Origin of the sequence: Oscillibacter sp., from assembly GCF_040505565.1 — a bacterium.
In the GTDB taxonomy this organism is placed as follows: Bacteria; Bacillota; Clostridia; order Oscillospirales; family Oscillospiraceae; genus Oscillibacter.
This window is the reverse complement of sequence record NZ_JBEUWZ010000012.1, coordinates 138,858-164,186: the sequence shown is the minus strand read 5'-3', so window position 1 is coordinate 164,186 and position 25,329 is coordinate 138,858. Positions and strand designations below refer to the sequence as shown.

The following is a 25,329-nucleotide window of genomic DNA, read 5'->3' as shown; positions in this document are numbered from 1 at the left end:
GTATCGTCAGGCCGCCAGAGGCCTGGCCGCATAATCTGCAGATTTTGGGTGTTCAGATTCTGCACGGTTCTTGACTTCTCCACTCATAATGGATCAGCACGAAGCCATCTGATAGTTTCGTGCTTTATTTTTTGCCCCAAATATTGAATAAATAGTCGGAGGATTTGCACAAAAAAGCGAGGAAACCGGACATTTCTGACCGGTTTCCGCTAGAAGGAGAAATCCTTGAATTTCTGAAATTCCACAATGGCATATTATTATTTTATAAATTGGTTTGTGGCCCACTTTTCAAATGATACTCAAAATTTAGATTCCGCTTTTTTCAACCGTCTTGTGCATTCTATCTTTCTCGCAAAACTTGTGCAAGAACGAAAGGCTCCGTGCAAATGCCAAAATGAGTGTCTGAGAAGTTTGGGACGAACAGCCGAACAACATAGCGTACTCCTATAACAACTCAAATTGATTTTTATGAAATCTCAAAATCCCATTATCCCTGAGCTTTGACAGCTCGGCTGACATGGCGCTGCGCTCCACAGAAAGATAGTCCGCAAGTTCCTGCCGATTGAACGGAATGCAAAAGCGGCTGCTTCCCGCCTTCTTGGCCTCGGCTGAAAGATAGGCCAGAAGCTTTTCACGCGTGGTGCGTTTCGAGGTAAATTCAATTTTCTGCGTCAGCCCTATATTCTTCATGGATACGATATTCAACATATTTTGAATCAGCCTGCTATGAAATCCGCACGCCTTGGCGCATGGGACGGCAAGCTTGTGACAGTCAATAAAGAGAAGCTCGCTTTCGGTCGTTGTAATCACGCTGACCGGAAGCGCTTTTATTTCCGCGCAGGCAAAGGATTCCCCAAACAGATTTCCAACGTCAATTTTTCCGAGGATGCTCCTGTTTCCGTAATAGTCGTCCTGTACAACCTGAACCTGTCCCGATAAAACAATACCAAATTGTACGAGGCTTTCGCCGCTGGAAAATACAGTTTGTCCTTTATCATAATGAATCAATTTCCCGCACAGGCACGACAAAAGCGGCTGTAAATCCGACTCTTCAATGCCATTAAATAATTTTACCGTTTTCAGTACACCCAAATAATTTTTCACAAAGCCCTCCTGCGTTGGAATTCCAACCGACATATTAACTTAAGAATAGTAAACTCAAGGCATAAAGTCAACAACAACTTGAAAGCGGGGAACGAACTATGATTCGGAAAATTATCAAAATAGACGAAGCAGCGTGCAACGGCTGCGGACTGTGCGCAAAAGCCTGCCACGAAGGGGCAATCGGCATGGTAAACGGAAAGGCCAAGCTCCTGCGCGACGATTACTGCGACGGTCTCGGCGACTGCCTGCCAACCTGCCCGACAGGGGCTATCCGCTTTGAGGAACGCGAAGCAAAGGAATACGACGAAGCCGCCGTGAAGAAAAGCAAGCTGGGCAAGCAAGGAGAAACCTTGGCCTGCGGCTGCCCTGGCACACAATCTAAGATGATCCATCGTGAAAATGCGTGTGAATCTGTCCGTTCCAATATCAGCGAAACCAGAAGCCAGCTTACACAGTGGCCCGTCCAAATCAAGCTCGCACCAGTCAATGCGCCGTACTTTTCCGATGCCAACCTCCTCATTGCCGCGGACTGTACGGCCTATGCTTACGGTGATTTTCACAATAGGTTTATCAGAAACAAAGTGACCCTGATCGGCTGCCCCAAGCTGGACGAAGGGGATTACAGCGACAAACTCACGGAGATCATTCGGAACAACAATATAAAAAGCATTACAGTTGTCCGGATGGAAGTCCCCTGCTGCGGCGGGATCGAAAATGCGGTGAAACGGGCGCTTCAAAACAGCGGAAAAATGATTCCCTGGCAGGTTGTCACGATTTCGACCGATGGCAGAATACTTGATTGAACGGGGGAAGCGCAATGATCGAAAAAGTGTTTAAGCTGTCCCAGACCAATGAAAAAGCGATAGAAAAAGTCATATTTGACGAAAACTTGCATTATCTCCACATGGTGTTCAACAAGGACGAGGATCTGCCGGAGCACTTATCCAATTCAAATGTGTATATGACCGTCATCCGCGGAAAGCTTTCCATCGGCCTTGATGAACAGGAAATCCATGAGTACGGGGCCGGATCTCTGCTGAAGATCCCGTTTCAAACCAAAATGAATGTCCGAAATGTGCATGACGAGACACTGGAGTTGATCGTCGTAAAGGCTCCCGCCCCAAGAAGCTGAGAAGGTGCAGGAGGAAAAGAATGAACGACCGGGAGTGCCCCAGTTGTTTTGTTTAGCAAGGACGAGTTTAAACCTGTTGAAGACTGAATTTTATAGGAGGAAGCAAAAATGAGCATGTTTTGTTATCAATGTCAGGAAGCCGCAGGAGGAAAGGGCTGCACGATGCGCGGCGTGTGCGGGAAAACCGAAGAGGTGGCCAAGCTTCAGGATCTTCTGATTTACACCCTCAAAGGCATTTCAGAAATTGTAGTCAAAGGAAAGCTGGACGTCAAAACCCTGGGTGAGACAAACTATGAAGTTCTCAGCAGCCTTTTCACCACCATCACCAACGCAAACTTTGACGACGGTTCAATTGAAAAGCAGATCGTGAAAATGATCGCCGTAAGAGACAAACTCAGAAATTCCGTTGCATCTGTTGGTTTACACGACGCGGCCACCTTCGCGGTGAGTTCCAGAGCTTCCATGCTGGAAAAGGCCGCCTCTGTCGGCGTACTGTCAACCGCAAACGAGGACGTGCGTTCTCTGCGTGAGATGATTATATACGGCTTGAAGGGCATGGCGGCCTACGCCGAGCACGCGAAGAACATTGGGAAAGAAGATTTGACCATCAACGCCTTTATCTATGAGGCGCTGGCGGCAACACTGGACGACTCCCTCTCCGCCGACGATCTGGTGGCGCTGACACTGAAAACCGGCGAATATGGCGTCAAAGTCATGGCGCTTCTGGACGAGGCCAACACGTCACGGTTCGGCAATCCCGAAATCACGGAAGTCAATATCGGTGTCCGTAAAAATCCCGCGATTTTGATTTCCGGCCACGACCTGACCGATCTGGAGCAGCTTCTGGAACAGACCAAGGGCACCGGCGTGGATGTTTATACCCACAGCGAGATGCTGCCCGCTCACTATTATCCCGCTTTTAAGAAATATGAGAACTTTGCCGGAAATTACGGCAACGCCTGGTGGAAGCAGCTCGACGAATTTGTTTCCTTCCACGGCCCCGTCCTGTTTACCACCAACTGCATCGTCCCCCCCAGAAGCGAGGAGGTCCGTGACAGGATCTTTACCACGGGTTCCACCGGCTATCCCGACTGTAGGCACATTGACGCCGATGAAAACGGCAAAAAGGATTTTTCGAAAATCATCGCGCTTGCCAAGACCCTTCCCGCGCCCGATGAAATCGAGACCGGCAGCATTGTCGGCGGCTTTGCTCACAATCAGGTGATGGCTCTGGCGGATAAGATCGTCGACGCCGTCAAATCCGGTGCGATCAAGAAGTTTTTTGTGATGGCCGGCTGTGACGGACGCATGAAGTCCCGGGAATACTACACCGAGTTCGCTGAAAAACTCCCGAAGGACACGGTGATTCTCACGGCGGGCTGCGCGAAGTATCGCTATAATAAGCTGAAGCTGGGCGACATCGGCGGGATTCCGAGAGTTCTGGACGCCGGGCAGTGCAACGACTCCTATTCTCTGGCGGTCATTGCCCTGAAGCTCAAGGAGGTGTTCGGTCTCGACGATATCAACAATCTGCCGATTGCCTTCAATATCGCCTGGTACGAACAGAAGGCCGTCATCGTTCTCTTGGCTCTGCTGTACCTGGGTGTGAAGAACATCCATCTCGGCCCCACACTGCCGGGCTTCCTGTCCCCCAATGTGGCCAAGGTGTTGGTTGAAAAGTTTGGTATTGCAGGCGTCGGAACGGTTGACGATGACATCAGCCTGCTTATGAATACCTGATTTAAGAAAGGAGTTTTTGTCTATGAACGCAAAAATTGACCGAGAGGGCTGTATTTCCTGTGGGCTGTGCGCATCCACCTGTCCCGAGGTATTCCGGATGGCCGATGACGGGCACGCGGAGGTCTACTCAGACCCGGTTCCTGAATCTGCGGAGAACGCGGCAGTGGACGCCATGGATAACTGCCCCGTCTCTGTTATCTCAATCGAATAACCCCTGAATCATCGCCCTTCTGAATGGTTTTTGCTGTTCAGAAGGGCGATGATTCAGGGGTTATTCTCGAACTATTATAGCAAATTATTAGCATTGGCGACATTTTCGTATGTCGCCTCCCCGCAGCTAAGGGCGTAGTTTCACCCTTCTTGGAAATCATTCATAGGATGGGACATTGGAGGTCGATTGCATGAATACAAACCATTTAAGTATAGGAATGAAAGCACCTGATTTCAATGCTGTAACTACATTTGGACCACTCAAAATGTCTGATTTCAAAGGGAAATGGGTAATTTTATTCTCTCACCCCGGTGATTTTACTCCCGTGTGTACCACGGAATTTATTGCCTTTGCCAGTGCGCAGCCGCTATTTGCCGAGAAAAATGCGCAACTCATTGGCCTAAGTATAGACAGCAATCCATCCCATCTGGCATGGGTTTACGCAATTTATTTAACCACAGGCATTCAGATTCCGTTTCCTGTGATTGCCGACCGTATGGGCGATATAGCAAACCTATATGGAATGTTTGCGCCGGATGTGAGCACCCAAGAGACGGTCAGAAATGTATTTTTTATTGACCCGAATCAGATTGTTCGCGCCATTCTCATCTACCCTAATGCCAACGGTCGAAGCATTCCCGAAATACTACGCTTACTGTCTGCAATGCAGACTACGGACAAAGATCACATGTTAACTCCAGCCAACTGGCAACCCGAGCAGCCTGCAATCGTTCCGCCGCCTAAAACTTATGATGAGCTACTTGCTCGCCAGAATGATCCGGCCGCGCAAAATCTAAGCTGCCAAAACTGGTTTTGGTGCTATAAGCAACTACCACCCGGAAATAACGATCATCTTTTATCTCCGCCGAACCCTAACAATTAGGGTCGATGTGCCACCTCCTGCCTTAGGCCTTTTGCGCTTGTACAGAATTCCCCATTTCAGCAGGCAATGATTGATACTCCCCCTCTTGGAATTGCCTTCACCCGGCTAGAACGGAATCGCATAGCATCGATAACTGTCGGCAGGTAACTCAGCTTGTCCTTTTGCCGCGTTTGTGGTAAAATGTCGGCAAAAGGAGGTGGACATATGGATTATGGGTTTACTGACGCTGAAATATTGTTTGTTTACGCTGAATTAAAAAGGCGAATAGAGGAATTTAAAAAGGCCCGGGCATTAGGCCAAACCAATTCAGCGGAAACTGATATTTATCTTAACATTTCGGTTATTCAGAAAATAGAAGAGAAGCATCCAAATTTTATTAACCTCCCGATGTGAAAAACTCCAGATTTCTGCCATTGCAATGCCGATTTTGTCATACTGCGCTTTGATAGCCTGGCTGCCAATTGACCGGAGCTTAATTCCGCAATTTACTGACACATTAAACTCACTTTTAATCCAATATTTCATACTAAAGGGACGGCATAAGCCGTCCCTTATCATTATGGAGTGGCTGCTTGAGGGCTCCCTCCCTGAGGAAGAATTTTGGTATCCTGAATTCCAATGTTTGTATACTCGACGCTGTCGAAATGGTACTTGTCTCCGGATATGTTCCCTCTCGCCTGCGCATCAAAATTGATATAGATATCGGCGGGAACCCAAAGCCTTGAATCTGCATCTCTGAATTCTGCGCGAACAACCCCATTCCTTGGGTATTTTACAAAAAGTCCCGGTGGTACATAGCGGCTGGAAGACGGTAAAAATGTGACATCCTGCAGCACAATTGACCTTGGAATTACCGCATTGTTTATCATTCCAAGCAAAGCGCTTTCAACACTTGGAGTAACGGGGAAGGTCGCCCTTCCAAAATATTCGTTTGTAGCCCTATCATAGATATCTATTCGCGGTGCTACGACTCTGTCAAACACACACACCCGCTCCTTTCCCATCCAATATATTCAATGCTCACAAAAAATATCATATCCCCTGCATTTATATGGGGAGAGCCTTGAAAGCAGAACAAACCGGACGCTATGTAGCGTCCGGCCTGCCCATAAGGAGATTGGATGAAAAAATTTTTGTCCCTTGCAACTATGATCATACCGATAATATGTTAACTAAAAAAGCGCAGACTGTTACAAAAGTCTTAAAGAACCATCGTGCAAGAATAAAATATAAAACCGCTGTGTATCGCGTGGCTAAGCTGCCTGTCTACCGGATTATATAAATGTGCCCGCCCCTGGAGTAATCCCTGGGGCGGGCATGCGCTATGTATGGTTCAGCTGTTGGTGGACTGCGCGGCAGAACTGCTGGCACCAGGGGCACCTGCGTTTGTATGATCCGGGGCTGTCAAATTATCCGGCATTACATTTTTGACAATGACCGTGGTGGCCGCGTTATTGTCACCTAGAGTAACGTCCAGAACAGCACCTTCCTTGACATCGGCTATTGATCCGTCAGTCTCTCCGGTAACGCTTTCGACTTTAATTACCGTACCATTCGTCAACGTAATGGCAGTCGTTTCCGTACCCGCCGTGAAAGTTTTCGCACCGCCAGGCTGCACGGCATCGGGCTGCTTCCCATCTGGCTTGCTAGGCTGATCACTTGACTGTTGGTCGCTGGACTGTTGACCACTGGGCTGTTGGCCCGGCTGTGCGTTTGAGGGAACCTGGGAGCTATTCGGAGAGGAACTTAGACTTGCGTCGGTCGAGCTGCTGCCGGCCGACTGTGGCGGCGCGCCGTTCTGATTCTGCCCGGCATCCGTCAGATCTCCCAGCAGCAGAGTGACCGTCTTATCGCTGACGCTCTGCACCTGTCCGATAACCTCGGAACTGCTGGACTTGCTGGAAGTGGACGTACTGGCGGAAGCGGATTTGCTCGCCGTACTTGCAGCACTTGACGTGCCAGCGCTGCTGCTTCCGCATCCGGCCAGCGCCATTGCCATAAGTCCCGTGACACATAGAAGAGAAATTATGCTTTTGAGTTTCATTTACTTTTGCCTCCTTTTATATGAAATACTATAGAACCAAATTCTGAAAAGTAGCTTAAATTTTGGAAGTATTTTTATACAACTTGACCAGAAAATACAACTATCAAACTTTGAAAACACGTGCCAAGTATTAGGTACTTGGCAAAACGAACTATTTTTAGGCAGCTTCCTAGACGACCATTGCAAAAAGTGTGTGGCAGAGTGCGCTTCCTGCGCGGACGGGTGCAGCTCCATGTCCATGTGATCCTTTTCAATAAAAAGCCCCGCCTTTAAGGTTTTATCCTCAGAGGCGGGGTTCACTATGCAGCCAACGCTACGAATCAGCATGGGAGAAATTTTTAACCGCCCAGAGTTACATCACAGTTTTGATACCATCTCAATGCGTCAAGGAAATGCGTTTTTTTAAAATCCGGCCAGTAATCGTCGATTATATAAAAATCCGCGTAAACGGATTGGGCAGGTAAAAATCCGCTCAAGCGTCTGCACCCGCCCCATCTTATAATCAGATCGACACGGGGAATTTCAGACGACTTCAAAATTCGATTCTCAATCAGATTATTCAGATCCCATTCCCAATCATAGTTTACGAGAAAATTTATATTAATCAGGCCTCGCCCAAAATGGACTCTTTTATTCGCGAATTTTTTAAGTTCTAAGGGAAAGGCGGGGGATTCGGTATTGCCAATGACCAATAGGTTCGCATCTTTTTCGCTTAAAAGCCGAACTGCATCCACACAGGATTGGGTAAAGGCATCCCGCTGATCTTTTGCTCTCTTATTATTATCCTTGGTAAATCCGTAAAATGTAGCTTCCTTTATCCCGTACGCAAGCATCATCTCATAAAGTTCAAACCCCGGCTGAATCCCATGTTCATATCCGTCTTTCTTCAGAAGTCCGTTTTTAACGGCCCACCTTCTATTTCCGTCAGGGATTATTCCGATATGAGTTGGCAATCTTTTAAACGACTCCATATAATTCCTTCCCTACTAATAATTTATATGTATAATATCTTGTCCACTTTCTAACGTATTAACCTGTACAGAATTTTATGAAGGAATTATGGAACGGAATGAGCCTGCCACCAAACCGAGCTGTTTCGACATCTCCCAGTGAACCGCGCGAGAAGAAGCCGGGCGGTTTAACCGGCTGAATTTAGATGAAAGGCTCCGCCCGGGACTTCCGGGCGGAGCTTCCGTCAGGGATTGGGGGTACCGACAGAGCCGTCGCCCTTGAGCTGGTGATATACCTTCAGTTCCGGGCCGCTGGTATCCCCGATCACGGGCTTTGCATGTTCCTTCCCATTCTTCGCCTCGCCGTGAAGCTCAGGGACAGGGGGAACGTCATTACGGGGCTGCGTATGCGTCCAGTCGGGACGCGCCATGCCCTTCTTTGCCATAAAATCACCTCCTACAATAATGTTGCAGTTTATGGCACGGCAGACAGCCGTGTCCTTTTTCATCTTAAAACCGAAGCTGTGAAAATTTACAGGTCCTCCAGATCAGCCGCGGGAATGTTATTTTCGAGATTGTCCCGCGCAAGATCCGTATCAATTGCAGGATAAATGTCTTTCGGGATAGGCTTATCACCGTCGGAAAGAGTGCGCTTTTTCGGGTCCCTATTGCGTTGATCCATCATATCACCTCGACAATATGATGGCTGAAATCAATAAAATTATGTTCGCGGCGAAGAACTTGACCATACCTTTTAATAAATGCGTCACTAATCTGTTTTAAATATTTTCACGGTTGTTCGCAAAAAAATATCTGCTCCTCGCATATGGAGCAGATATTTTCGAATCTTAACTTAATGTCATTGCCATGACGGTGTGTATGCCGCAAGACAGGAAGCGGCGTCTCTGTCCTCTTACCGGGTGGGAATGATCTCAACCCAATACCCGTCCGGGTCCTCGATGAAATAGATCCCCATTTTGGCATTCTCAAAACAGATGCAGCCCATCTTCTCGTGGCGGGCGTGCTCTGCCGCATAATTCTCGGCTCTCAGGGCCAGATGGAACTCGCACTCGCCCAGATCATATTTCTGGGGATGGTCCCTCAGCCAGGTCAGCTCCAGACGGAAGTCGGTCTTCCCGTCCCCCAGAAAAACGATGATATAGCTGCCATCGGAAGCCTCCTTGCGCTCACCCACATCCGCTATCCCCAGGACGCGTCACTGCTCAACGAGGCCCGGGGAAATACGGAAAAGCTGTTGGACGAGCTGCATGATCCGGCCGATGGCCGCAAGCCCTGTACCCACCGCGCTCAAGCTCATCGAGATTTCCTGCAGTTCAGCCGCAGCCGTAAGAAGACGGCGAAGAAGATCCGCAAGGAGGGTGGGAAACAGCTGCGCTATCTGGCACGAAACCTTGCCGCCATTGACAGAAAAGCTTGCTCTGGACAGAACGCTTTCCCAGCAAAAAACCGACCGTCTCACCGTAATCCGCACGCTTTACAAACGGCAGAAGTACATGTACGACCACCGCTGCCACACGGTTCCGGACCGGATCGTCAACGTCAGCCGGCCGTTCCTGCGCCCCATTGTGCGGGGCAAGGCGGGAAAGCCCGTAGAATTCGGCGCGAAGCTGGACATCAGTGTGGTGAACGGCTGGACCAGATTGGAGTGCTTCTCCTTTGACGCCTACAACGAAGCGGGAAACCTGCCGACGATGGCAGAGCGATTCCGGGAACGGGAGGGGTACTATCCCAGCCGGATTCTGGCGGATAAGATCTACCGGAACCGGGAGAATCTACAGTTCTGTAAGGAGCACGGCATCCACCTCTCCGGCCCCGCTCTGGGCAGGCCGAAGAAGGACGAAGTCCAAAACAAGACGCAGGATTTTCTGGATGAATGTGAGCGTGTGGAAGTGGAACGGCGGTTCAGCCTGGCCAAGCGCAAATGCGGCCTGGGGCTGATTATGACCAAACTGCGCCAAACCATCGCCCACAGTGTTACCATGTCCATTCTGGTGTTGAATCTCAAAAAGATTCAGTGCGCCCTTTTGCAGTTGCTTACACTTTTTTCGCTACTGATGCTACCACGAGAAAAACAACCTTTGCTCAGTTGACATTATAATAGGAGGTAAGCCCGCTGTGGCTGAAGGCAAGTATCAAAAGTGGTTGGAATCAGGCGGGCTTTTGCTTCCGGAAGGCTGGGTCCGCGACAGTCTGAACGATGAATATCATCTGGACCTCTTACCGAAGCATGCAAGCCGGGGTATAATATGTAACAGAACCCCGCCTCTGAGGATAAGGCCTTGGAGGCGGGCTTGCTTTTTAGGGAAAAAAGAGAAGAAAAGTGAAAAAGTTTTTGTACCTCGCAGGTGGCTCGCTCCTTTGAGGATGCTCGTATCATACGCGAGAAGTTTAAACGTGACTTTAAAGAGATATGACAGAGTGTAAACCACGCATTTGCAGCGCAACCGAGCCTGTGGCAATATTACCGGGGCCTGTGAAGCTAGCCGTATTTCATTTCTTTAGAATCGCTGTGGATAATTCGCAGAGATCTGAAACTTTTCCATCTGATGCGTCGTCTGATAAAAGGATTCCAAGATACCAGAATGAAGGAGATCTTTTCTATGCAAAAAACATGGTTCACCCGTATGGCAGGGATAATGGTTTGTATGATGCTTCTGCTTAGCTATCAAATATCCGCGGCTGTGTCCGCCGAGCCGAAGCTGGTTGCCCTGACTTTTGATGATGGACCAAGTCTGGAGTTTACACCTAAGGTTCTAAAAATTCTGGACGACGAGGATATAAAAGCCACATTTTTTCTTGTGGGGGAGTGGTTACCGGGAAAACGCGCTCTGGTTCAAGAGATGGTGGAGGATGGTCAGCAGATTGGAAACCACACCTTCGACCACGTAAAACTGACGGGACTTTCTGCTGACGAAATCCGCTCGGAACTTAACCGGACCGATAGCGCCTTAACCGATATCACAGGGCAAACCTCTTTTTTGGTTCGTCCTCCCTTTGGCGCCCGAGATTGCAACGTGCTCGCCAGCATTGATGCGCCCGTAATTCTCTGGACGCTGGACCCTGCCGCGGGAAAACAGGTACCTGGTAAAAAGATGGCGCGTTTCGTCCTATCCAACGCCAAGGATGGCGACATTATTTTGCTGCACGATACCACACAATACAACCTGGACGCGGTGAAGCCCATTATCTATGGGTTAAAGAAAAAAGGATTCTCCTTTGTTACGGTGGATGAGCTGTTCCAGCAAAAAGGCGTTACGCCTGAAAACGGCGTTGCCTATAAGCGAATTACCGGCTCTGAGCAGGCAAGGTACGAAGAACTTCCGACGGACCGGAATTCCGTAAAATAATCTCACTTGGACCTGCCAAATGCGATAATGCAGAACGGAGCAAGTCCTCATACAAGTATTACATAATGGCAGTGGATAGAGGCGGTTACTTGTTGCCTCAGAATAAAACGCCCCCCGTGGGAGCCAGTGCGGTTCTCACGGGGGATTTTGCCTTAATAGAATTGTTTGCTTAATGTCTCCTGAATAATTCAATGCCGCTTGCAGCGCAAGATTTTGCGCCCTATATATGGTATAATAGGTGCAAAGGAAACAGCCTGAATGGGCCAAAAACTTGCACAAGGGTGTGATGGGAATGTACGAATACAGCAAGGGACAGATCAGTCTGGTAGATTTCAGGCAGCCGGTGGGGATGCATCTGAAGGAGTAAAACCGCTGGGTGAAGAAGGCACAGACCATCCCCTGGCTGGAGATTGAGGAGCGTTATGTCGCCCTGTTTACCAAACGGAAAGGTGTCAGCGCCAGTGATAAAATGCAAGAAAACGCCGGCCAAAAAATGTAGGTTTTCAGCGGAGAGGAATGCAATATGGTACACTCGAATCTGCCTGCCGTAGAGGAGGCGGAAATGGTGTCAAAATGGAAGGAGCAAACTGGATGGATATCCGAAGCGACCGGCAAAAAGGACTGAGCTAGGAGCATCGATTCCGCAGAGGTCGATGAGGCGCTGTCGGCTCTAATTAACCCTGATAGTGGACTTTCAATTATTGCAATGTCATCCCTTTCAAATCCATCCGCAGGGGTAGAGGATCAGCTAAAAACACTAATCGAAGACGGAAGTGATGGAGAGCAAGTGATCTCTCCAAAATTGCTTTGCAATCAGTATGCAAACGATGCATATACGGTTGTTAATCAGATTTTGCAGAATCAAGCGGAAGAAACTGCTCTTTATGACGCGGCAGTAAATTTCTTGCCTCGACTGATTGGAGAAGTGAATTCTTTGACGGCAGAAAACGTTGTTTCTATTATTGAGGGAATTCTTCAGGACACCCAAAGCGAATCCCTGAAAATTACCTGTGTACAGGCGCTTTTGGAAGTTGGTACCCCAAGTGCCGCAAATGCAGTGTATGAACTAAGAGAAGTGCTGCTTTCAAGCTTGTGAATTACATCAATGAAAATGCTCGCGTCTCCAATGATATGCTTGAAGCGTATGTTGAAGATTTACTGACTGCTTCTGGTATCGCAAGAAGTGCCACAAATCGACTTGGAAATGCCCTTTATCGTGATGGTGTTGGCTCGTTTGGTATTAATGTTGATTGGCATGCTGGGTTGGTTGCTCATGCCAGCGGACCGATGTATAATAGAGGAGCATGGGTAATTCATCATCCGGGCGGTAATGCTGTTCAAGGGTGCTTGGGAAATATCGTGGCAGACAGCTTTTTAGTCGAAAAGGCATTTGTATATTTTAAGATAATGAAATATAATAGGCAAAACACACATGGGGTGATTGAACATCACGAGCCGGACGGTAAATTATTATTGCGCTGCGGGGAGAATTGCCGGTACAGTAAAAAAGGGAAACCTTTGGCTGATTCCAAGTAATGCGGATAAACCGATCGGTGGCCGTACACAGGGAGGCAGGAGCAATGACAATCTTAAAAAGCAAAGAACGTAAAAATGTTTTCCGTTATGTAATGATAACAGTGGCGATGATTGCCGCCGCCAGTAGTATTGGCTGGATATTCCGAATGATCGGTTTTCCTGAAGCAAACATCGTTATTGTTTATCTCCTTTCCATCCTGATGACTGCCAGATTGACGCGGGGATACGTTTATGGAATCGCAGCATCCGTCGTTGCAACCTGCGCGTTTAACTATTTCTTTACAAAACCATACTTTACGCTTTCCGTCAACGATCCGTCGTATCTGATTACCTTTGCGATTATGACGGTTACCGCTTTTATCACCAGTGCCCTGACCTCAAAAGTAAAGCAGAACGCTTTGGAAGCCCAAGAAAAAGAAGCGGAAACAAGTGCCCTGTTTCAACTCACAAACCGTCTGACAGATGCTGCCGACATATCCGATATTGCCAGCATTACGACGGATACCATCAGCGGCATCATGAATTGCCGCGCCGCCTGTCTGTGTTTTGACGAAAACGGCCAACCGGAACAAAGCTTTATCCAGCAGCAAAACGCAGGGAACCAGGTTCGACGCAAGGTTAGCGATACCTCTGAAATAAGGCACCGTATAGAGGGATTGCGGACGGCTTTTGATGCGGGCGAAGAGTTTTACGATTGGCCGATCTATGGCAGAGAGTCCATTTTAGGAGTGCTGAGGATACCCAGGGAAACTGCTGTTTCCATGAGCGAGCCGCTGAAGCGTCTTCTACGTTCCATGATTGAAAGCGCGGCGCTTGCCATGGATCGTTTTCGCAGCGCACAGGAGCAGCAAAAATCCAGAGAGGAAACAGAACAGGAACGATACCGCGGCAATCTATTGCGTGCAATTTCCCATGATCTTCGCACGCCTCTATCTGGCATTATGGGCACGGCTGAAATGCTCATGGATATGACCGACAATACCGATCCAAGGTACTCATTGGCACAGGGAATCCACAAGGATGCGGACTGGCTTCATTCGCTGGTTGAGAACATTTTAAGTCTTACCCGCTTGCAGGACGGCAGGCTGACGATTACCAAGCAGCCCGAAGCTGCGGAGGAAGTCATAGGCGGAGCGGTCAGCCACGTTATGAAGCGGTACCCGGAATACGAAATCATGGTCAGTGTCCCCGAAGAAGTACTGATCGTGCCCATGGATGCGAAGCTGATCGAACAGGTCCTGATTAACTTACTTGACAATGCAATCAAGCATACACCGCCGGATTGTGAAATCATCGTTTCTGCAAGCGAAGAAAAACACTCCGCTGCGTTTTCCGTTGCCGACCGCGGATGCGGAATTGCCGTATCGGAATTGCCGAATATTTTTCAAATGTTTTACACAACCCGCTCGGGGGGAGTGGATGCGCAGCGGGGCGTGGGCTTGGGACTGACAATCTGTGAGGCGATTGTTAAGGCGCACGGCGGCACAATCGAGGGCCGTAACCGTACCGATGGGCAGGGCGCTGAGTTTATCTTTACGCTGCCGATGGAGGACTTAAATCATGGAGAACAGGAATGAAAAGATCCTGATTGTCGAGGATGATTCGCAGATCAGAAACTTTATCAGCTATTCCCTAAAGCAGGCGGGTTTTCCCTATTTGACCACCGGGACAGCTCAGGGCGCGCTGTCCACACTCGTTTCGGAACAGATTGACCTAATGCTGCTTGACCTCGGCCTGCCGGATTTTGACGGCATGGAGGTCATCAAAAAAGTTCGCGAGTGGTCGGAAATGCCGATCATTGTCGTTTCCGCTCGTGATCAGGACAAAGAAAAGGCTGCGGCGCTGGACAGTGGAGCCGACGATTATTTGACAAAGCCCTTTTCAGCCACGGAGCTCTTGGCACGTATTCGAGTTGCCATCCGTCACCTGCATAGAGCGGGTGGAATTAAACAACAGACAAGCCTTGCGGTAGGCGGGCTCAGGATCGATTTCGATAAGCATTTGGTGTATCTTGACGATGCCGAACTGCACACAACGCCGATGGAGTATAACCTGCTTGTCTTGTTTTTCCGGAATATCGGCAAGGTGTTGACAACAAAGTATATCGTCAAAGAGATTTATGGAGCCGGATATGGTACGGACACCCAGGCGCTTCGGACGCTGATGGCCTCCCTTCGGCGCAAAATCGAAAAGAATCCCGCAAAGCCGCGATACATTCTGACGGAAATTGGTGTCGGATACCGGCTCGCAGACGAATAGAATGATTTAAAAGAGGCCGCTTCGGAATTTCCGAAGCGGCCTCTTTGCATCCTCACAGCTTTCTCACAGGTACTGGCGACCTCTCACACCACGCTCACAGTCTTCTTGCTATGATCATCCTGCAAAGAAAACCACCAGCTTCAAAGGAGGCATAGAGCAATGGAACAGAAGGAACTATCTGAAAAAGCGGAGGAACTGAGCAAACTCTGCGTGACAGTAAGAGAACTTATCCGTTTACAGGACTATGAGAAATGCGAAAGCTTGATCCGCAGTGCCATGGGAAAACATCTTCATGCACCGGAGCTGCATAACCTGATCGGCATACTGCTCGAAAAAAAGGGGGATCACTTGACAGCCATGAAGCATTTTCGCGCCGCCTGGGCACTTGATCCTACTTACATACCAGCACGGCAAAATCTTGACTGCTATGGTACATTTTACTCCAGCGGCAAGTGCGCATACGATGAGAGCGATTGTGAAGTAGAAGAGAAGGCCGGAGAACAAAACAACTATGAAGTCGAATACGACGCGCACGGAGTCGGTCATTTCGTCAGGAGGGACTAAATATGGAATTACTCATGGATAAAAAAGCAGATGAAAATTATACCATCGTGATTGGCTGCGGTAGACTGGGAGCCAATCTCGCGAACACGCTTTCCGATGAGGGCGGAAATGTTCTGATTATCGATAAAAACAAAGATGCTTTCCGCAAGCTGTCGCCCTCTTTTGGAGGGCTTTCTGTGGCCGGTGACGCCACAGATCTGGAAGTTTTGCAGGACGCACAGATTCATAAAGCAAGCGTCGTTGTCGCCGTGACAAACAGCGATAACGCAAACATCATGGTGGCCCAGATCGCCCGCGAATTGTATCAGATAAAGCGCGTGATTGCCAGACTTTACGATCCTGAAAGGGAGTGCGTTTACCGCGAGTTTGGAATTGATACGATCTGCCCCGCTATATTATCCGCAAAGGAAATCGATAAAATCTTATCTGAAACAGGCTTGTCAGAGGAAGGTTCCCAGGAGGAAAAGAAATGAAAACAAAGGTGTTACTGGTTGGAGGAAGAAGCAAGGCTAAATCTCTTGCAGCTTCGCTCATAAAAAAAGGATATCAGGTGACAGTTATCAATGATACATACGAGGATTGTTTGAAGTTGGCTGAGATTGACAGGCTTACCGTTATTAACGGAGACGGCACAAGGCCATTTGTCTTGGAGGACGCGAGTACAGGCGACGCGGATATTGCGATTGCATTGACCTCCAAAGACGAGGACAATCTGGTCATTTGTGAGCTTTGCAAAAAGAAGTTCCATGTAAAGAAGACCGTCGCTCTTTTGACGGACCCGAAAAAGACAGACTTTTTTTACAGGATGGGGATAGACAGCGTTGTCTGCGCGATTACGGCCATTACCGGCATCATTGAGCAGCAGGCTTTTGTGGATAAAATCGCCACCTTGGTTCCGATCGGGGAGGGGCGTGTCAGTATCGCCGAGGTCCCCATTCCCGGTACCGCACCGGCTGTTGGAAAAAAACTGTGGGAGATCAATCTTCCGAAACAGGTGATTATCGGCTGCATTCTCCGCGGCGATACGACCATGGTGCCAAGAGGGGACACCCGTATTCTGGCCGGAGATATGCTTGTTCTGATCTCTTCCGACAAGCAGGAAATGGCGGCCATTAAGGAATTGACAGGACGGTGAGCAACTTGATTCGCAATTTTTCAAATCGCAACAATATTGGAAAGCTCATGCTGATGATTGGTCTGCTTGTAGCTGTGCCGCTGATCATTCTTCCGTTTTACCCCCAGGATAGGTCTTACGGGCTTTCGTTTATAATTCCTTCCCTCAGTTCCGCTGCAATAGGCGCAATTGCCTGCTTGGTTGGGAGAAAGGATGACTCAAAATTTGAATGGCGCTCTTCCATGCAGCGCGGCAGCCTGACCGTCCTTTTTGCATGGGGCTGGGGCGTCCTGGTTGGAGCCCTCCCCTTTGTCATGAGTGGACAGCTCACATTTGTACAGGCGCTGTTTGAAGCGGTCAGCGGATGGACGACCACCGGTCTTTCCGTGATGGACGTGTCGGTAACCCCGCACATTTTCCTGTTCCATCGGAGTTTTATGCAATTCTGCGGCGGCCTGGGGTTTGTGATGATGATGGTCATGCTGGTGCAGGATAAGCAGTCCATGAATCTGTACAACGCGGAAGGCCATCCCGATAAGCTTATGCCCAACCTGAAAAAAACGGCACAGACAATTTGCCTGATGTATAACGGATTTCTGCTTGTCGGCACGGTGGCTTACATAATCGCCGGGATGGGCTTGTTTGATTCGATCAACCATACGATGTGCGCGCTGTCAACCGGCGGTTTTTCAACGAAGCTGAACAGTATCGGAGAGTATAACAGCTTTCCCATTGAGATCATAACCATCGTTCTGATGTTAATCGGCACAACAAACTTTGCAGTCTTGCTTTTGCTGGTAAGAAGGAAATGGCGGCAGGCCATTCGGGTCAGTGAAGTGAAATTTATGTTCCTTCTGCTTCTCATCTTTGTCCCAGTTACCGCAATTTCACTGATCAGCGGGCTTGATATGGGATTTGGAGAAGGGTTTCGTCGGGCCTTGTTTGATGTTTCATCGGCGCTTTCCACAACGGGCTATTCCAGTATGAGCTATACTTCTTGGCCTCCGCTTGCAATCGGCGTTTTGATTTTGATGATGCTCGTTGGCGGCGGGATCGGATCGACAGCCGGCGGCATCAAGATTTCCCGCGTTTACCTCATGCTGCGTATCACCATGCAGAACATACGGAAGCGGCTTTTGCCGCCCAGGAATGTCGAAACGCCCTATTACATCAGAGCACAGGGGAAAACTACGATTGACGCAACACTGGCGGTGGATACAACCGGCTTTGTGGCATGTTATCTCAGCCTTTTTATCCTTGGCGCATTGCTCCTCACCGTAACTGCCGGCTGCTCACTGACCGAGGCGATGTTTGAGTTTGCGTCAGCGCTGGGAACTGTGGGTTTGTCCATCGGCCTTACCACACCCACCACCGGTACGGCGACGCTGATCGTGGAAATGTTCGGAATGATACTTGGACGTCTGGAAATTTTCATTGTGCTGATCGGAGTGTACTCTGGAATCTCAATACTCAAGCAAAAAATTGGAAAGAAATAATGTTTACTAAAATCCATCAATCTATTTGTGTTCCAAATTACAAGTAGGCATATGTCATTTCATTTATCGGTCTCTCGTTAGGTTCGCACAGAATGTAACAGGAACAAGGCGTATCGCCATCCGAGCGATACGCCTTGTTCCTGTCTATCATAAGCGTTTATATTAGATTTGATTTTTGCAGTAACCTTGCGACCATGACCGCGACTTCAGCGCGTGTAATATTGGCCTTCGGTGAAATCGTTGTCGCGCCTGTACCTGATATGATTCCGGCCTTGAGGCAGGCTGCTATGCTTCCTTTTGCATATGTGGAAGCAGATTCCCGATCTGAGAAGGTACTCAGAAGCTGGTTGATTTCACTGTCGGTCAGTCCGGCGCTCAGTTTTGTAATCGTCATGGCTCTCGCAATCATGGCCATTGTCTGTTCGCGGGTGATTGTATCATTTGGTCTAAAGTTCCTGTTATCATAGCCCTTGATGATACCATAGGCCGCCGCTGTTTTTATGTAGCCGCAGCACCAGTCTGTGGAAGCAACGTCGCCGAAGCCGCTCGCGCCCGTTCCCGGCTCCAATCCCAGTGCCCTGGTCATAATGGCCGCGAACTCCGCGCGCGTCATATTCCTATCCGGGGCGTAATTGTTGTTTCCAACACCGTTCACAACCATTCTGGAACCCATGTCATTGATGGCGGTCTTTGCCCAGTGGTTGGTCACATCGGAAAATTCAACGGGATTCCACACAACGGAGTAGGTGCTGTTGGTCAGGCTATTGATGACTGCGTAGTATTTGCCGTTTATGACTGTTACTTTAGTCGGGACATGATGTGTGGTTCCATCTGGGTCGACAGCGACGCCAGTGGTAATTTTCGTTGGGTCAACACCGTATGGTATGGCTATCGTTCGCTCCACATAAGCGTTGAAACTGCTGACGTTCACTGTCTGGCTGCCGTGTGCACAGGTAATGGTATAGTCCACTGCCGGAACCATGATCGTGAAGCCACCGTCTTGAGCGGCACTTTCAATCACCTTTGTCATCGAAGCCGACGGCACGGATATGCTGACGGTTACCTTGATATCCGAAAGAGCCACGCTTGTTCCGAGCTGCTGTGAAACCGCATTGATGTTAATCTCAGAAGCGGGGAGCGTGTAAGTACCGGAATGCGTCTGCACAACCAGCGTCGCATCTTTGGTTTCCATATTCTTGACCATTGCGCCGGTAAGAGTACCTGCCGCTACGTCGGAATTGCCCGTAATTGGGATGGTCACGGTCGCACCGGTACCCTGACTGGCAAGAATGTTCTCAAGCTTACTCGTATCCACGGTTACGGTCGTAGTGGTCTGGCCGCTGGAATTGGTCGCTGTTTGTGCGGTTCCCGCGGTTTTTGTCTCACCGTTGACGATAACCGCCGCGCCGTTATTGGTGGTGGAGCCGGAGGAACTTGTTCCTCCCCCTGAAGTTGCCCATGCTGTTATAGCTTTTCCAATGCTGTTAGTCGCAAGGGCGTTGCCCACCGCGTCGGCGATGGTCCCGTTCGTATCGGTGGCATAGGTGACCGTGACACCTGCACCCGCCGCCGTGCCCATGTCGGCCACTGTCAGCACAACATGGCTGCTATCCGTACCCTGCGCCGTCGCGCTTACCGCGTAGGTCGTCGCCGTGCCGGTCTTGGTTACCGTGAAGCCGCCGTTGTTCGGCTTGGCGAGGTTCTGGCACGCTTCGCTCAGCGTCACTGTAATCTGCGTGTCGCTGTCTCTTGATGCGCTGGAGATCGTCGGCGGAGTTACGTCGGTCGAAAACGTTAAGTCAGAGCCATTTTCTGTTCCGCCTTCGTAAGTTCCAACGACTCTGTAATGATATGTGGTATTTGGTGTCAAGCCCGATAGGGCGCAGCTTACTGCTGTTACGTCAGTCCCTGTGACGGGGCTTGGCGTTGCAGCAACGGCTGAGCCGTAGCTCATAGTTGTGCCGTATTCAAAGGTTACAGTCGTGCTGACACCGTTGGCGTTTATCGTACCGTTCAGCGTCGCTGCGGTGGAAGAAACACTGCTTGCCGCCTGCGTCGTCACCGTCGGCAATGGAGCGTAACCTGAGGTGTAATTTTTTTTCGAAATGGTAACCGAACCGGGACCGGTTATATCGACATTTATAGTTCCGGTTACATCTGACTGATAGCTGGTGAGAACAAGCGTATAGGTCGTGCCGGCATCGAACTGACCCACCTTGTAACCTGTTTCTGCCGTATTGTCGCCGCTGGCGATCCGCGACTTGAGGTTGTTTGAGACATCGTTAGGAGCAATATATGCAATATCATCCTGCGCGTACATAAGTCCGCTCAATGGGCCGCTGGCATCCGACACGTTACCATTTGCATCTTTAGTAATAGTCCCAGCGGGATCGAATTCGTTTGCCAAGTAAATAAACATCGTCGTATCGTCGGTTGCGCCGCCAGAGACCGTCGAAAGTGTGGTTGAGGTCACCGTGAAGGTGTAATTGCCTGTCTCGGCCGGGGTAAAGTTAATTGTAAAGTAGTTATACAAACTGTTTTCGGTTGCATATATGGCACCGCCGTCTAACCGATAGTTAGAATCAACCTGCGGGCCAACTACAACAACCGTACCGGCTACGCCGTTAGTAGTATTAAGACTCGGACGATAAAAGCTGTTGACCGTGGTTAATGTTCCGTTAAATGATGTCGTGACATCAGCCGCTTTCGTCGGAAGCGTCATTGCCGGCAGCAGGCTGACCACCATAGCCAGCGCCAGAACGATTGCCTTGGATTTTCTTCGTATTATCTCTGCCTTTTTGTATCCCCCTCTTATCACTTATTCATCCGAATTTTGACTATCCGTACCCGTCAGAATTTCCGCTTTTATGTCAGTAAGCAGCTTTGTATATGTCTCGCAGCTCAAAACGCTCCATCTGCATGCCCACACCGCCGATAAATAACGTGGGTCGTCCTTGTCGAGTCCTGCGGTTTCGGCAAAGGCGCTTTCGTTCTCGACATAGTTTTCACTCAGCTTTTTATGCAGGGAGTTGTTCAGCTCCACTTGCGCGTCAATGAATTCGAGGAGTTCTTCACGGCTCAGAGCCCCTGAAAAGAAAAGCTGTACCAAAAAAGGCAAACGCGCAACGAAATCAGACGGTTTGGGGTTGAGAAGCCAGCTTCGCATGATCTCCCGTCCCTGTTCCGTTATCGTATAAAGCGTTTTGCTTGATCCGGCATTCTGTTCGAAACCGCTCACCTCGATCAGGCCATCACTCTCAAGCTTTTTAAGTGTCCGATATATTTGCGCCTGATCCGCAGGCCAGAAATATGCCGCTGACATATTGAAAAGCTTTTTGATGTCATAACCGGACAGCGGCTTCATCGACACATTTTGTCAATTTGTTTATCGTTCTGTTCTTATTATTTTTGCTATATTTCAATTTGCTGTTTTTTCGTATCCCGTTTTTTTGTGTAAAGAGAGATTTACGTTATGCCGCCCAATCACCGGCATCAGGCCAAATTCAACGGGTTCGACGGCCGCAGATATACCGATTGGGCCAATAAGATCGGAGAAAACACCACCGCTGTCATAGACAGGCTCTTGAAACAGCAAGTCGTCGAAGAACAGGCGTATCGTTCCCGTATGTGTATCCTCCAGATGAGTCAGACTTACGGGAATGAACGTCTCGAAGATGCCTGCGGCATGGTGCTTGGTATGCACGCGGTGAGCTACACCACCATCCGGAACATTCTGAAGAACGGACGGGATACCGGCAGCATTTCACCGGCAAAGCCAACCCCAGACCATGAAACAGGCGGCTATGGTTGCCGAATTCCGCCGTCAGATTGAAACTAGCGGGATAAGCGAGCTGACCTTTGAAGAACATCTTGCCATGATTGTGGACGTTCAGTGGCTCTCTCGGCAGAATGCCCGGCTAAAACGGCTGCTTCACGCAGCAAACCTGCGCGACCCGGCGGCGACGCCCTCCGACCTTTCCTACAGGCCGGAGCGAATGCTGGACAAGAACCAGGTGGCGCGGCTTTCCAATCTGCAATGGATCTGGGATGGGCGGAATCTGCTGGTTACCGGTCCTACCGGCGCAGGAAAGACCTATCTGGTCAGCGTCTTCGGGTGGGAAGCCTGCCGGGCGGGTATGACCGTCCGATGCTACAAGATGAGCAGGCGGCTCTTGAACCTGTCTGTCGGGCGCGGCGACGGCAGCTGTGAAAAGCTGATCGACGATCAAAAAAGGCCAGATCTTTTGATCCTGGGCGATTTCGGGCTTGAAACGCTGCAGCCTCTGCATTGCCTGGACTTGTATGAAGTCGTGGATGAACGGCGGGCGCAGAAGCAGGCGATTGCAATCTCGGCACAGCTTCCGGTCAGCATGTGGTACGGCACGTTTTCCGACAAGGCCATCGCCGACGCCATCATGGACCGACTCATCACCGATTCCTTCCGCTTCGAACTGAGCGGCCCGACCATGCGCATCGATTCTGAAAAATTGCATCCCACTGGTGACACAGCCGAATGACCGTGCTATACTGCAAAAAAACGAAACGGAGTCACTACACAAACCCGGCTGTCACTGCCGGCCGGATGTCATGCCACATCTGGCTGGATAAGATGCGAACTTTGGCCGGATGCCCGAGGATGCGCAACCGATTCAGGAAAACCCGTATTTGCAGTACTTCTGCGGCTATCCCAGCTATGACGATGGGCATCTGCCCTTTGACCCGTCCCTGATGGTGTATTTCCGCAAGCGCCTGACGACGGAGGTTCTGGGTGAAATTAACGAGATAATTCTCAGCACCGTTGAGTTTGAAAAACACGATGATGACGACCATGGAGATAGCGGCAACGACGGTACGATGATCGTGGACGCCGCTTGTGCACCCTCCAATATTTGTTACCTGCAGGATGCGTCGCTGCTGAATGAATCGCGGGAAAACACTGAAAAGATAGCGGACAAGATTTACCGGAACCGAGAGAACCTGCGATTCTGTAAGGAGCACGGCATTCGGCTCTCCGGTCCCGCGCTGGGCAGACCGAAGAAGGACGAAGTCCGAAACAAGACGCAGGATTTTCTGGATGAATGTGAGCGCGTAGAAGTAGAGCGGCGATTCAGTCTGGTCAAGCGCAAGTGTGGGCTGGGACTGATTGTGACCAAACTGCGAGAGACTATCGTCCACAGTGTCGCCATGTCCATTTTGGTACTGAATCTCAGAAAGATTCAGCGCGCCATTGTTAAACTGCTTTCGCTTTTGTCAGCGCTTTTATTCACAAAAGAAAAATGCGGTTTGTTCAGTTGACATTAATTACACTCGAAAGCAAAACCGAGTGACGGAATTTGCTAAACTCTCGTCGAAAACTCTACGGAGCGTTGATTGATTATTTTCCGGCAATCGCTTACACTATGTTTGATGGGGGAATCAAATTGGATTGCAGTAAAGTAGGTACCTTGCTTTTTCACTTGCGGAAAGAAAAGGGCTTGACACAAAAGCAGCTAGCCGATCGCATGAATCTCAGCGATAAAACGATTTCAAAATGGGAGCGCGGCCTGGGTTGTCCCGACGTAAACCTGCTGGGCGAGCTTTCCAACCTGTTCGAGGTTAATATTGAAAAGATTCTGAATGGGAATCTGGAACCGAATACTCTCGATTCCGGTAACTTCAGGCGCCTGAAATTCTACATCTGTCCCACTTGCGGGAACGTGATCACAAATACCGGCAATGCGGAGATCTCCTGCTGTGGGCGCAGGCTGTCGCCACTTGCCGCTAAAACCGCTGACAGCGGGCACCGGGCAAAGGTAGAAGATACAGACGGAGAATTCTACGTTACGTTTCAACACGAAATGGAAAAAGACCACTATATCTCATTTGTTGCATTTGTCACAAATGAAAAGCTCCTGTTGGTAAAACTCTACCCGGAACAGGAAGCTTCTGTAAGGCTGCCCAAAATGGGCCCGCTACTGCACAAATACAGCACAAGGTTTTATTACTGCTGTAGCAGACACGGATTATATGTCTTATAAAAACATCAAGGAAAGGGAAAAGAGGTGCTGCCCCATGGATTCTGTGAGGCGGAAGGAACTGAAAAACGCCTATAAAGAGAAAGCTGCCATTGGCGGTGTCTACCGCATCCAGTGCAGCGGTAATGGCCGCGTATGGGTAAAATCCACAACGAATTTGGCGGGCCAGAAAAACAGGTTCGCATTTTCCATGTCAACCAATTCCTGCCTGGAACCGGCCGTGCAGACGGAGTGGAGGGAATATGGGGCGCAATCGTTCTCGTTTGCCATTCTCGAGGAACTGAAACAGAAGGAAACCCAGACAGAACATGAGTTTTCGGAGGATATTAAGACCCTCCTTGAAATATGGCTTGAAAAATATCGGCAGGAAGGAGTCTCGCATGGAACAGATCATTAAAATCAAACAGTTTCTTGACGGTTCCGGGAAAATCACGCAGCTGCCACAAAAACAGAAAATGAGACGCGCCCTGCTGGAATATCTGATCGAAAAATTTGAGCCGGGCCGCACGTATTCCGAACGTGAAGTCAACGGTATCTGCAGCCTGTGGCACACCTTTGGGGATTACTTTCTCCTTCGGCGAGAACTCGTCGATCACGGCCTTTTGAGCCGCGAACGAGACGGCTCCCGCTATTGGAGAGCGCAGACTACCGGAGAAGAAATGGAGCCTGATCATGAATCGTGAATTTTATCCTATTGATCGGAATGTGAGGAGCAGGGCACCATATTTTTACTATTTTACAAACATGCTTCCTACCGGGTACAGCCTTACGGCTGAGAGGGGCATTACAAACACCAATCATATGGTCAAAAAAGCGGACAAAAAGGCCGCCGTTCTTTAGAACGGCGGCCTTTTTTGCTCAATGATCAAATCTTGTCGGGTTTCTTCCGTGTTTCTCGCAAACTTGACGGAATT

The 25,329-nt window shown here is 49.4% G+C and carries 33 protein-coding genes and 1 pseudogene; 25 read left to right on the top strand and 9 right to left on the bottom strand.

Features of this window, described 5'->3' with window-relative positions:
• Positions 1 to 444: 444 nt before the first annotated feature.
• Positions 445 to 1,104 (bottom strand): Crp/Fnr family transcriptional regulator, encoded by a 660-nt coding sequence (locus ABWQ15_RS06710; RefSeq protein ID WP_353907988.1) that lies wholly within the window; start codon positions 1,102 to 1,104, stop codon positions 445 to 447.
• A 98-nt stretch (positions 1,105 to 1,202) separates the two neighbouring features.
• On the opposite strand from ABWQ15_RS06710, the gene ABWQ15_RS06705 reads away from it, so the two are divergent.
• The 6 genes from ABWQ15_RS06705 to ABWQ15_RS06680 all read left to right on the top strand — a co-directional run bounded on the left by ABWQ15_RS06705 (position 1,203) and on the right by ABWQ15_RS06680 (position 5,463).
• Entirely contained in the window at positions 1,203 to 1,907 is a 705-nt protein-coding gene (locus tag ABWQ15_RS06705; protein WP_353907987.1) for a 4Fe-4S dicluster domain-containing protein, read from the top strand.
• A 14-nt stretch (positions 1,908 to 1,921) separates the two neighbouring features.
• A complete protein-coding gene (locus ABWQ15_RS06700) occupies positions 1,922 to 2,236 on the top strand; it encodes a cupin domain-containing protein (protein ID WP_353907986.1) in 315 nt (104 codons plus the stop codon).
• A gap of 108 nt (positions 2,237 to 2,344) precedes the next feature.
• Positions 2,345 to 3,976, top strand: coding sequence for a hydroxylamine reductase (gene hcp / locus ABWQ15_RS06695; protein ID WP_353907985.1), 1,632 nt, complete (start codon positions 2,345 to 2,347; stop codon positions 3,974 to 3,976).
• Between the two features lie 22 nt (positions 3,977 to 3,998).
• Positions 3,999 to 4,187 carry a ferredoxin gene (locus ABWQ15_RS06690; protein ID WP_353907984.1) on the top strand — a complete coding sequence of 63 codons (189 nt, stop codon included), beginning with the start codon at positions 3,999 to 4,001 and terminating at the stop codon, positions 4,185 to 4,187.
• Positions 4,188 to 4,377: 190 nt separating this feature from the next.
• Positions 4,378 to 5,070, top strand: a complete 693-nt coding sequence (locus tag ABWQ15_RS06685) for a peroxiredoxin (RefSeq protein WP_353907983.1) — start codon at positions 4,378 to 4,380, stop codon at positions 5,068 to 5,070.
• Positions 5,071 to 5,274: 204 nt separating this feature from the next.
• Positions 5,275 to 5,463 carry a hypothetical protein gene (locus tag ABWQ15_RS06680; protein WP_353907982.1) on the top strand — a complete coding sequence of 63 codons (189 nt, stop codon included), beginning with the start codon at positions 5,275 to 5,277 and terminating at the stop codon, positions 5,461 to 5,463.
• Positions 5,464 to 5,627: 164 nt separating this feature from the next.
• Here the strand turns inward: ABWQ15_RS06680 and ABWQ15_RS06675 are convergent, their stop codons facing one another.
• Positions 5,628 to 6,053 carry a hypothetical protein gene (locus tag ABWQ15_RS06675; protein ID WP_353907981.1) on the bottom strand — a complete coding sequence of 142 codons (426 nt, stop codon included), beginning with the start codon at positions 6,051 to 6,053 and terminating at the stop codon, positions 5,628 to 5,630.
• Positions 6,054 to 6,133: 80 nt separating this feature from the next.
• Here ABWQ15_RS06675 and ABWQ15_RS06670 point away from each other — a divergent pair, with 80 nt between their 5' ends.
• Entirely contained in the window at positions 6,134 to 6,352 is a 219-nt protein-coding gene (locus ABWQ15_RS06670; RefSeq protein WP_353907980.1) for a hypothetical protein, read from the top strand.
• A gap of 51 nt (positions 6,353 to 6,403) precedes the next feature.
• On the opposite strand, the gene ABWQ15_RS06665 is transcribed toward ABWQ15_RS06670, so the two are convergent.
• The 5 genes and pseudogenes from ABWQ15_RS06665 to ABWQ15_RS06645 form a co-directional block, all read right to left on the bottom strand.
• Entirely contained in the window at positions 6,404 to 7,114 is a 711-nt protein-coding gene (locus tag ABWQ15_RS06665) for a hypothetical protein (protein ID WP_353907979.1), read from the bottom strand.
• A 338-nt stretch (positions 7,115 to 7,452) separates the two neighbouring features.
• A complete protein-coding gene (locus ABWQ15_RS06660) occupies positions 7,453 to 8,085 on the bottom strand; it encodes an undecaprenyl diphosphate synthase family protein (RefSeq protein ID WP_353907978.1) in 633 nt (210 codons plus the stop codon).
• 224 nt (positions 8,086 to 8,309) lie between these two features.
• Positions 8,310 to 8,510: a hypothetical protein gene (locus tag ABWQ15_RS06655; protein ID WP_353907977.1), complete on the bottom strand. Its 201-nt coding sequence runs from the start codon at positions 8,508 to 8,510 to the stop codon at positions 8,310 to 8,312.
• Between the two features lie 86 nt (positions 8,511 to 8,596).
• Positions 8,597 to 8,746: a hypothetical protein gene (locus tag ABWQ15_RS06650; RefSeq protein ID WP_353907976.1), complete on the bottom strand. Its 150-nt coding sequence runs from the start codon at positions 8,744 to 8,746 to the stop codon at positions 8,597 to 8,599.
• A gap of 231 nt (positions 8,747 to 8,977) precedes the next feature.
• A pseudogene (locus ABWQ15_RS06645) lies at positions 8,978 to 9,262 on the bottom strand (VOC family protein); the annotation flags it as partial.
• Between the two features lie 181 nt (positions 9,263 to 9,443).
• Here ABWQ15_RS06645 and ABWQ15_RS06640 point away from each other — a divergent pair.
• The 12 genes from ABWQ15_RS06640 (at position 9,444) to ABWQ15_RS06585 (ending at position 18,401) form a co-directional block, all read left to right on the top strand.
• Entirely contained in the window at positions 9,444 to 10,175 is a 732-nt protein-coding gene (locus tag ABWQ15_RS06640; RefSeq protein ID WP_353907975.1) for a transposase, read from the top strand.
• Positions 10,176 to 10,200: 25 nt separating this feature from the next.
• Positions 10,201 to 10,509, top strand: coding sequence for a hypothetical protein (locus tag ABWQ15_RS06635; protein WP_353907974.1), 309 nt, complete (start codon positions 10,201 to 10,203; stop codon positions 10,507 to 10,509).
• 158 nt (positions 10,510 to 10,667) lie between these two features.
• Entirely contained in the window at positions 10,668 to 11,432 is a 765-nt protein-coding gene (locus ABWQ15_RS06630) for a polysaccharide deacetylase family protein (protein WP_353907973.1), read from the top strand.
• Between the two features lie 376 nt (positions 11,433 to 11,808).
• Positions 11,809 to 11,931, top strand: coding sequence for a hypothetical protein (locus ABWQ15_RS06625; protein ID WP_353907972.1), 123 nt, complete (start codon positions 11,809 to 11,811; stop codon positions 11,929 to 11,931).
• Between the two features lie 288 nt (positions 11,932 to 12,219).
• Positions 12,220 to 12,528, top strand: coding sequence for a hypothetical protein (locus ABWQ15_RS06620; RefSeq protein ID WP_353907971.1), 309 nt, complete (start codon positions 12,220 to 12,222; stop codon positions 12,526 to 12,528).
• Complete coding sequence (locus tag ABWQ15_RS14120; protein ID WP_502919109.1) at positions 12,525 to 12,968, top strand: hypothetical protein; 444 nt, start codon at positions 12,525 to 12,527, stop codon at positions 12,966 to 12,968. The genes ABWQ15_RS06620 and ABWQ15_RS14120 overlap by 4 nt, the downstream gene beginning before the upstream one ends.
• Positions 12,969 to 13,012: 44 nt before the next feature.
• Complete coding sequence (locus tag ABWQ15_RS06610) at positions 13,013 to 14,545, top strand: sensor histidine kinase (protein WP_353907969.1); 1,533 nt, start codon at positions 13,013 to 13,015, stop codon at positions 14,543 to 14,545.
• On the top strand, positions 14,529 to 15,227 hold the full coding sequence (locus ABWQ15_RS06605) for a response regulator (RefSeq protein ID WP_353907968.1): 699 nt from the start codon (positions 14,529 to 14,531) through the stop codon (positions 15,225 to 15,227). Before ABWQ15_RS06610 ends, ABWQ15_RS06605 begins: the two co-directional genes overlap by 17 nt.
• A gap of 159 nt (positions 15,228 to 15,386) precedes the next feature.
• Positions 15,387 to 15,791 (top strand): hypothetical protein, encoded by a 405-nt coding sequence (locus ABWQ15_RS06600; protein ID WP_353907967.1) that lies wholly within the window; start codon positions 15,387 to 15,389, stop codon positions 15,789 to 15,791.
• Positions 15,792 to 15,793: 2 nt separating this feature from the next.
• Positions 15,794 to 16,264: a potassium channel family protein gene (locus ABWQ15_RS06595; protein WP_353907966.1), complete on the top strand. Its 471-nt coding sequence runs from the start codon at positions 15,794 to 15,796 to the stop codon at positions 16,262 to 16,264.
• The gene (locus ABWQ15_RS06590; RefSeq protein WP_353907965.1) at positions 16,261 to 16,926 is read left to right on the top strand and encodes a potassium channel family protein; all 666 of its coding nucleotides are present in this window, start codon (positions 16,261 to 16,263) and stop codon (positions 16,924 to 16,926) included. Before ABWQ15_RS06595 ends, ABWQ15_RS06590 begins: the two co-directional genes overlap by 4 nt.
• Before the next feature lie 221 nt (positions 16,927 to 17,147).
• The gene (locus ABWQ15_RS06585) at positions 17,148 to 18,401 is read left to right on the top strand and encodes a TrkH family potassium uptake protein (RefSeq protein WP_353907964.1); all 1,254 of its coding nucleotides are present in this window, start codon (positions 17,148 to 17,150) and stop codon (positions 18,399 to 18,401) included.
• A 157-nt stretch (positions 18,402 to 18,558) separates the two neighbouring features.
• Here the strand turns inward: ABWQ15_RS06585 and ABWQ15_RS06580 are convergent, their stop codons facing one another.
• Positions 18,559 to 21,147, bottom strand: coding sequence for an S-layer homology domain-containing protein (locus tag ABWQ15_RS06580; RefSeq protein ID WP_353907963.1), 2,589 nt, complete (start codon positions 21,145 to 21,147; stop codon positions 18,559 to 18,561).
• 72 nt (positions 21,148 to 21,219) lie between these two features.
• Positions 21,220 to 21,765, bottom strand: coding sequence for a PadR family transcriptional regulator (locus ABWQ15_RS06575; RefSeq protein WP_353907962.1), 546 nt, complete (start codon positions 21,763 to 21,765; stop codon positions 21,220 to 21,222).
• A gap of 108 nt (positions 21,766 to 21,873) precedes the next feature.
• Here ABWQ15_RS06575 and ABWQ15_RS06570 point away from each other — a divergent pair, with 108 nt between their 5' ends.
• The 6 genes from ABWQ15_RS06570 to ABWQ15_RS06545 all read left to right on the top strand — a co-directional run bounded on the left by ABWQ15_RS06570 (position 21,874) and on the right by ABWQ15_RS06545 (position 25,098).
• Positions 21,874 to 22,233 carry a hypothetical protein gene (locus tag ABWQ15_RS06570; RefSeq protein WP_353907961.1) on the top strand — a complete coding sequence of 120 codons (360 nt, stop codon included), beginning with the start codon at positions 21,874 to 21,876 and terminating at the stop codon, positions 22,231 to 22,233.
• Positions 22,205 to 22,918, top strand: coding sequence for an ATP-binding protein (locus ABWQ15_RS06565; RefSeq protein WP_353907960.1), 714 nt, complete (start codon positions 22,205 to 22,207; stop codon positions 22,916 to 22,918). Before ABWQ15_RS06570 ends, ABWQ15_RS06565 begins: the two co-directional genes overlap by 29 nt.
• Positions 22,919 to 23,027: 109 nt before the next feature.
• Positions 23,028 to 23,696 (top strand): transposase, encoded by a 669-nt coding sequence (locus ABWQ15_RS06560; protein WP_353907959.1) that lies wholly within the window; start codon positions 23,028 to 23,030, stop codon positions 23,694 to 23,696.
• Positions 23,697 to 23,821: 125 nt separating this feature from the next.
• Positions 23,822 to 24,418 carry a helix-turn-helix domain-containing protein gene (locus tag ABWQ15_RS06555; RefSeq protein WP_353907958.1) on the top strand — a complete coding sequence of 199 codons (597 nt, stop codon included), beginning with the start codon at positions 23,822 to 23,824 and terminating at the stop codon, positions 24,416 to 24,418.
• A 34-nt stretch (positions 24,419 to 24,452) separates the two neighbouring features.
• On the top strand, positions 24,453 to 24,812 hold the full coding sequence (locus ABWQ15_RS06550) for a GIY-YIG nuclease family protein (protein ID WP_353907957.1): 360 nt from the start codon (positions 24,453 to 24,455) through the stop codon (positions 24,810 to 24,812).
• Positions 24,796 to 25,098, top strand: a complete 303-nt coding sequence (locus ABWQ15_RS06545) for a DUF2087 domain-containing protein (protein ID WP_353907956.1) — start codon at positions 24,796 to 24,798, stop codon at positions 25,096 to 25,098. The genes ABWQ15_RS06550 and ABWQ15_RS06545 overlap by 17 nt, the downstream gene beginning before the upstream one ends.
• Positions 25,099 to 25,329: the final 231 nt, after the last annotated feature.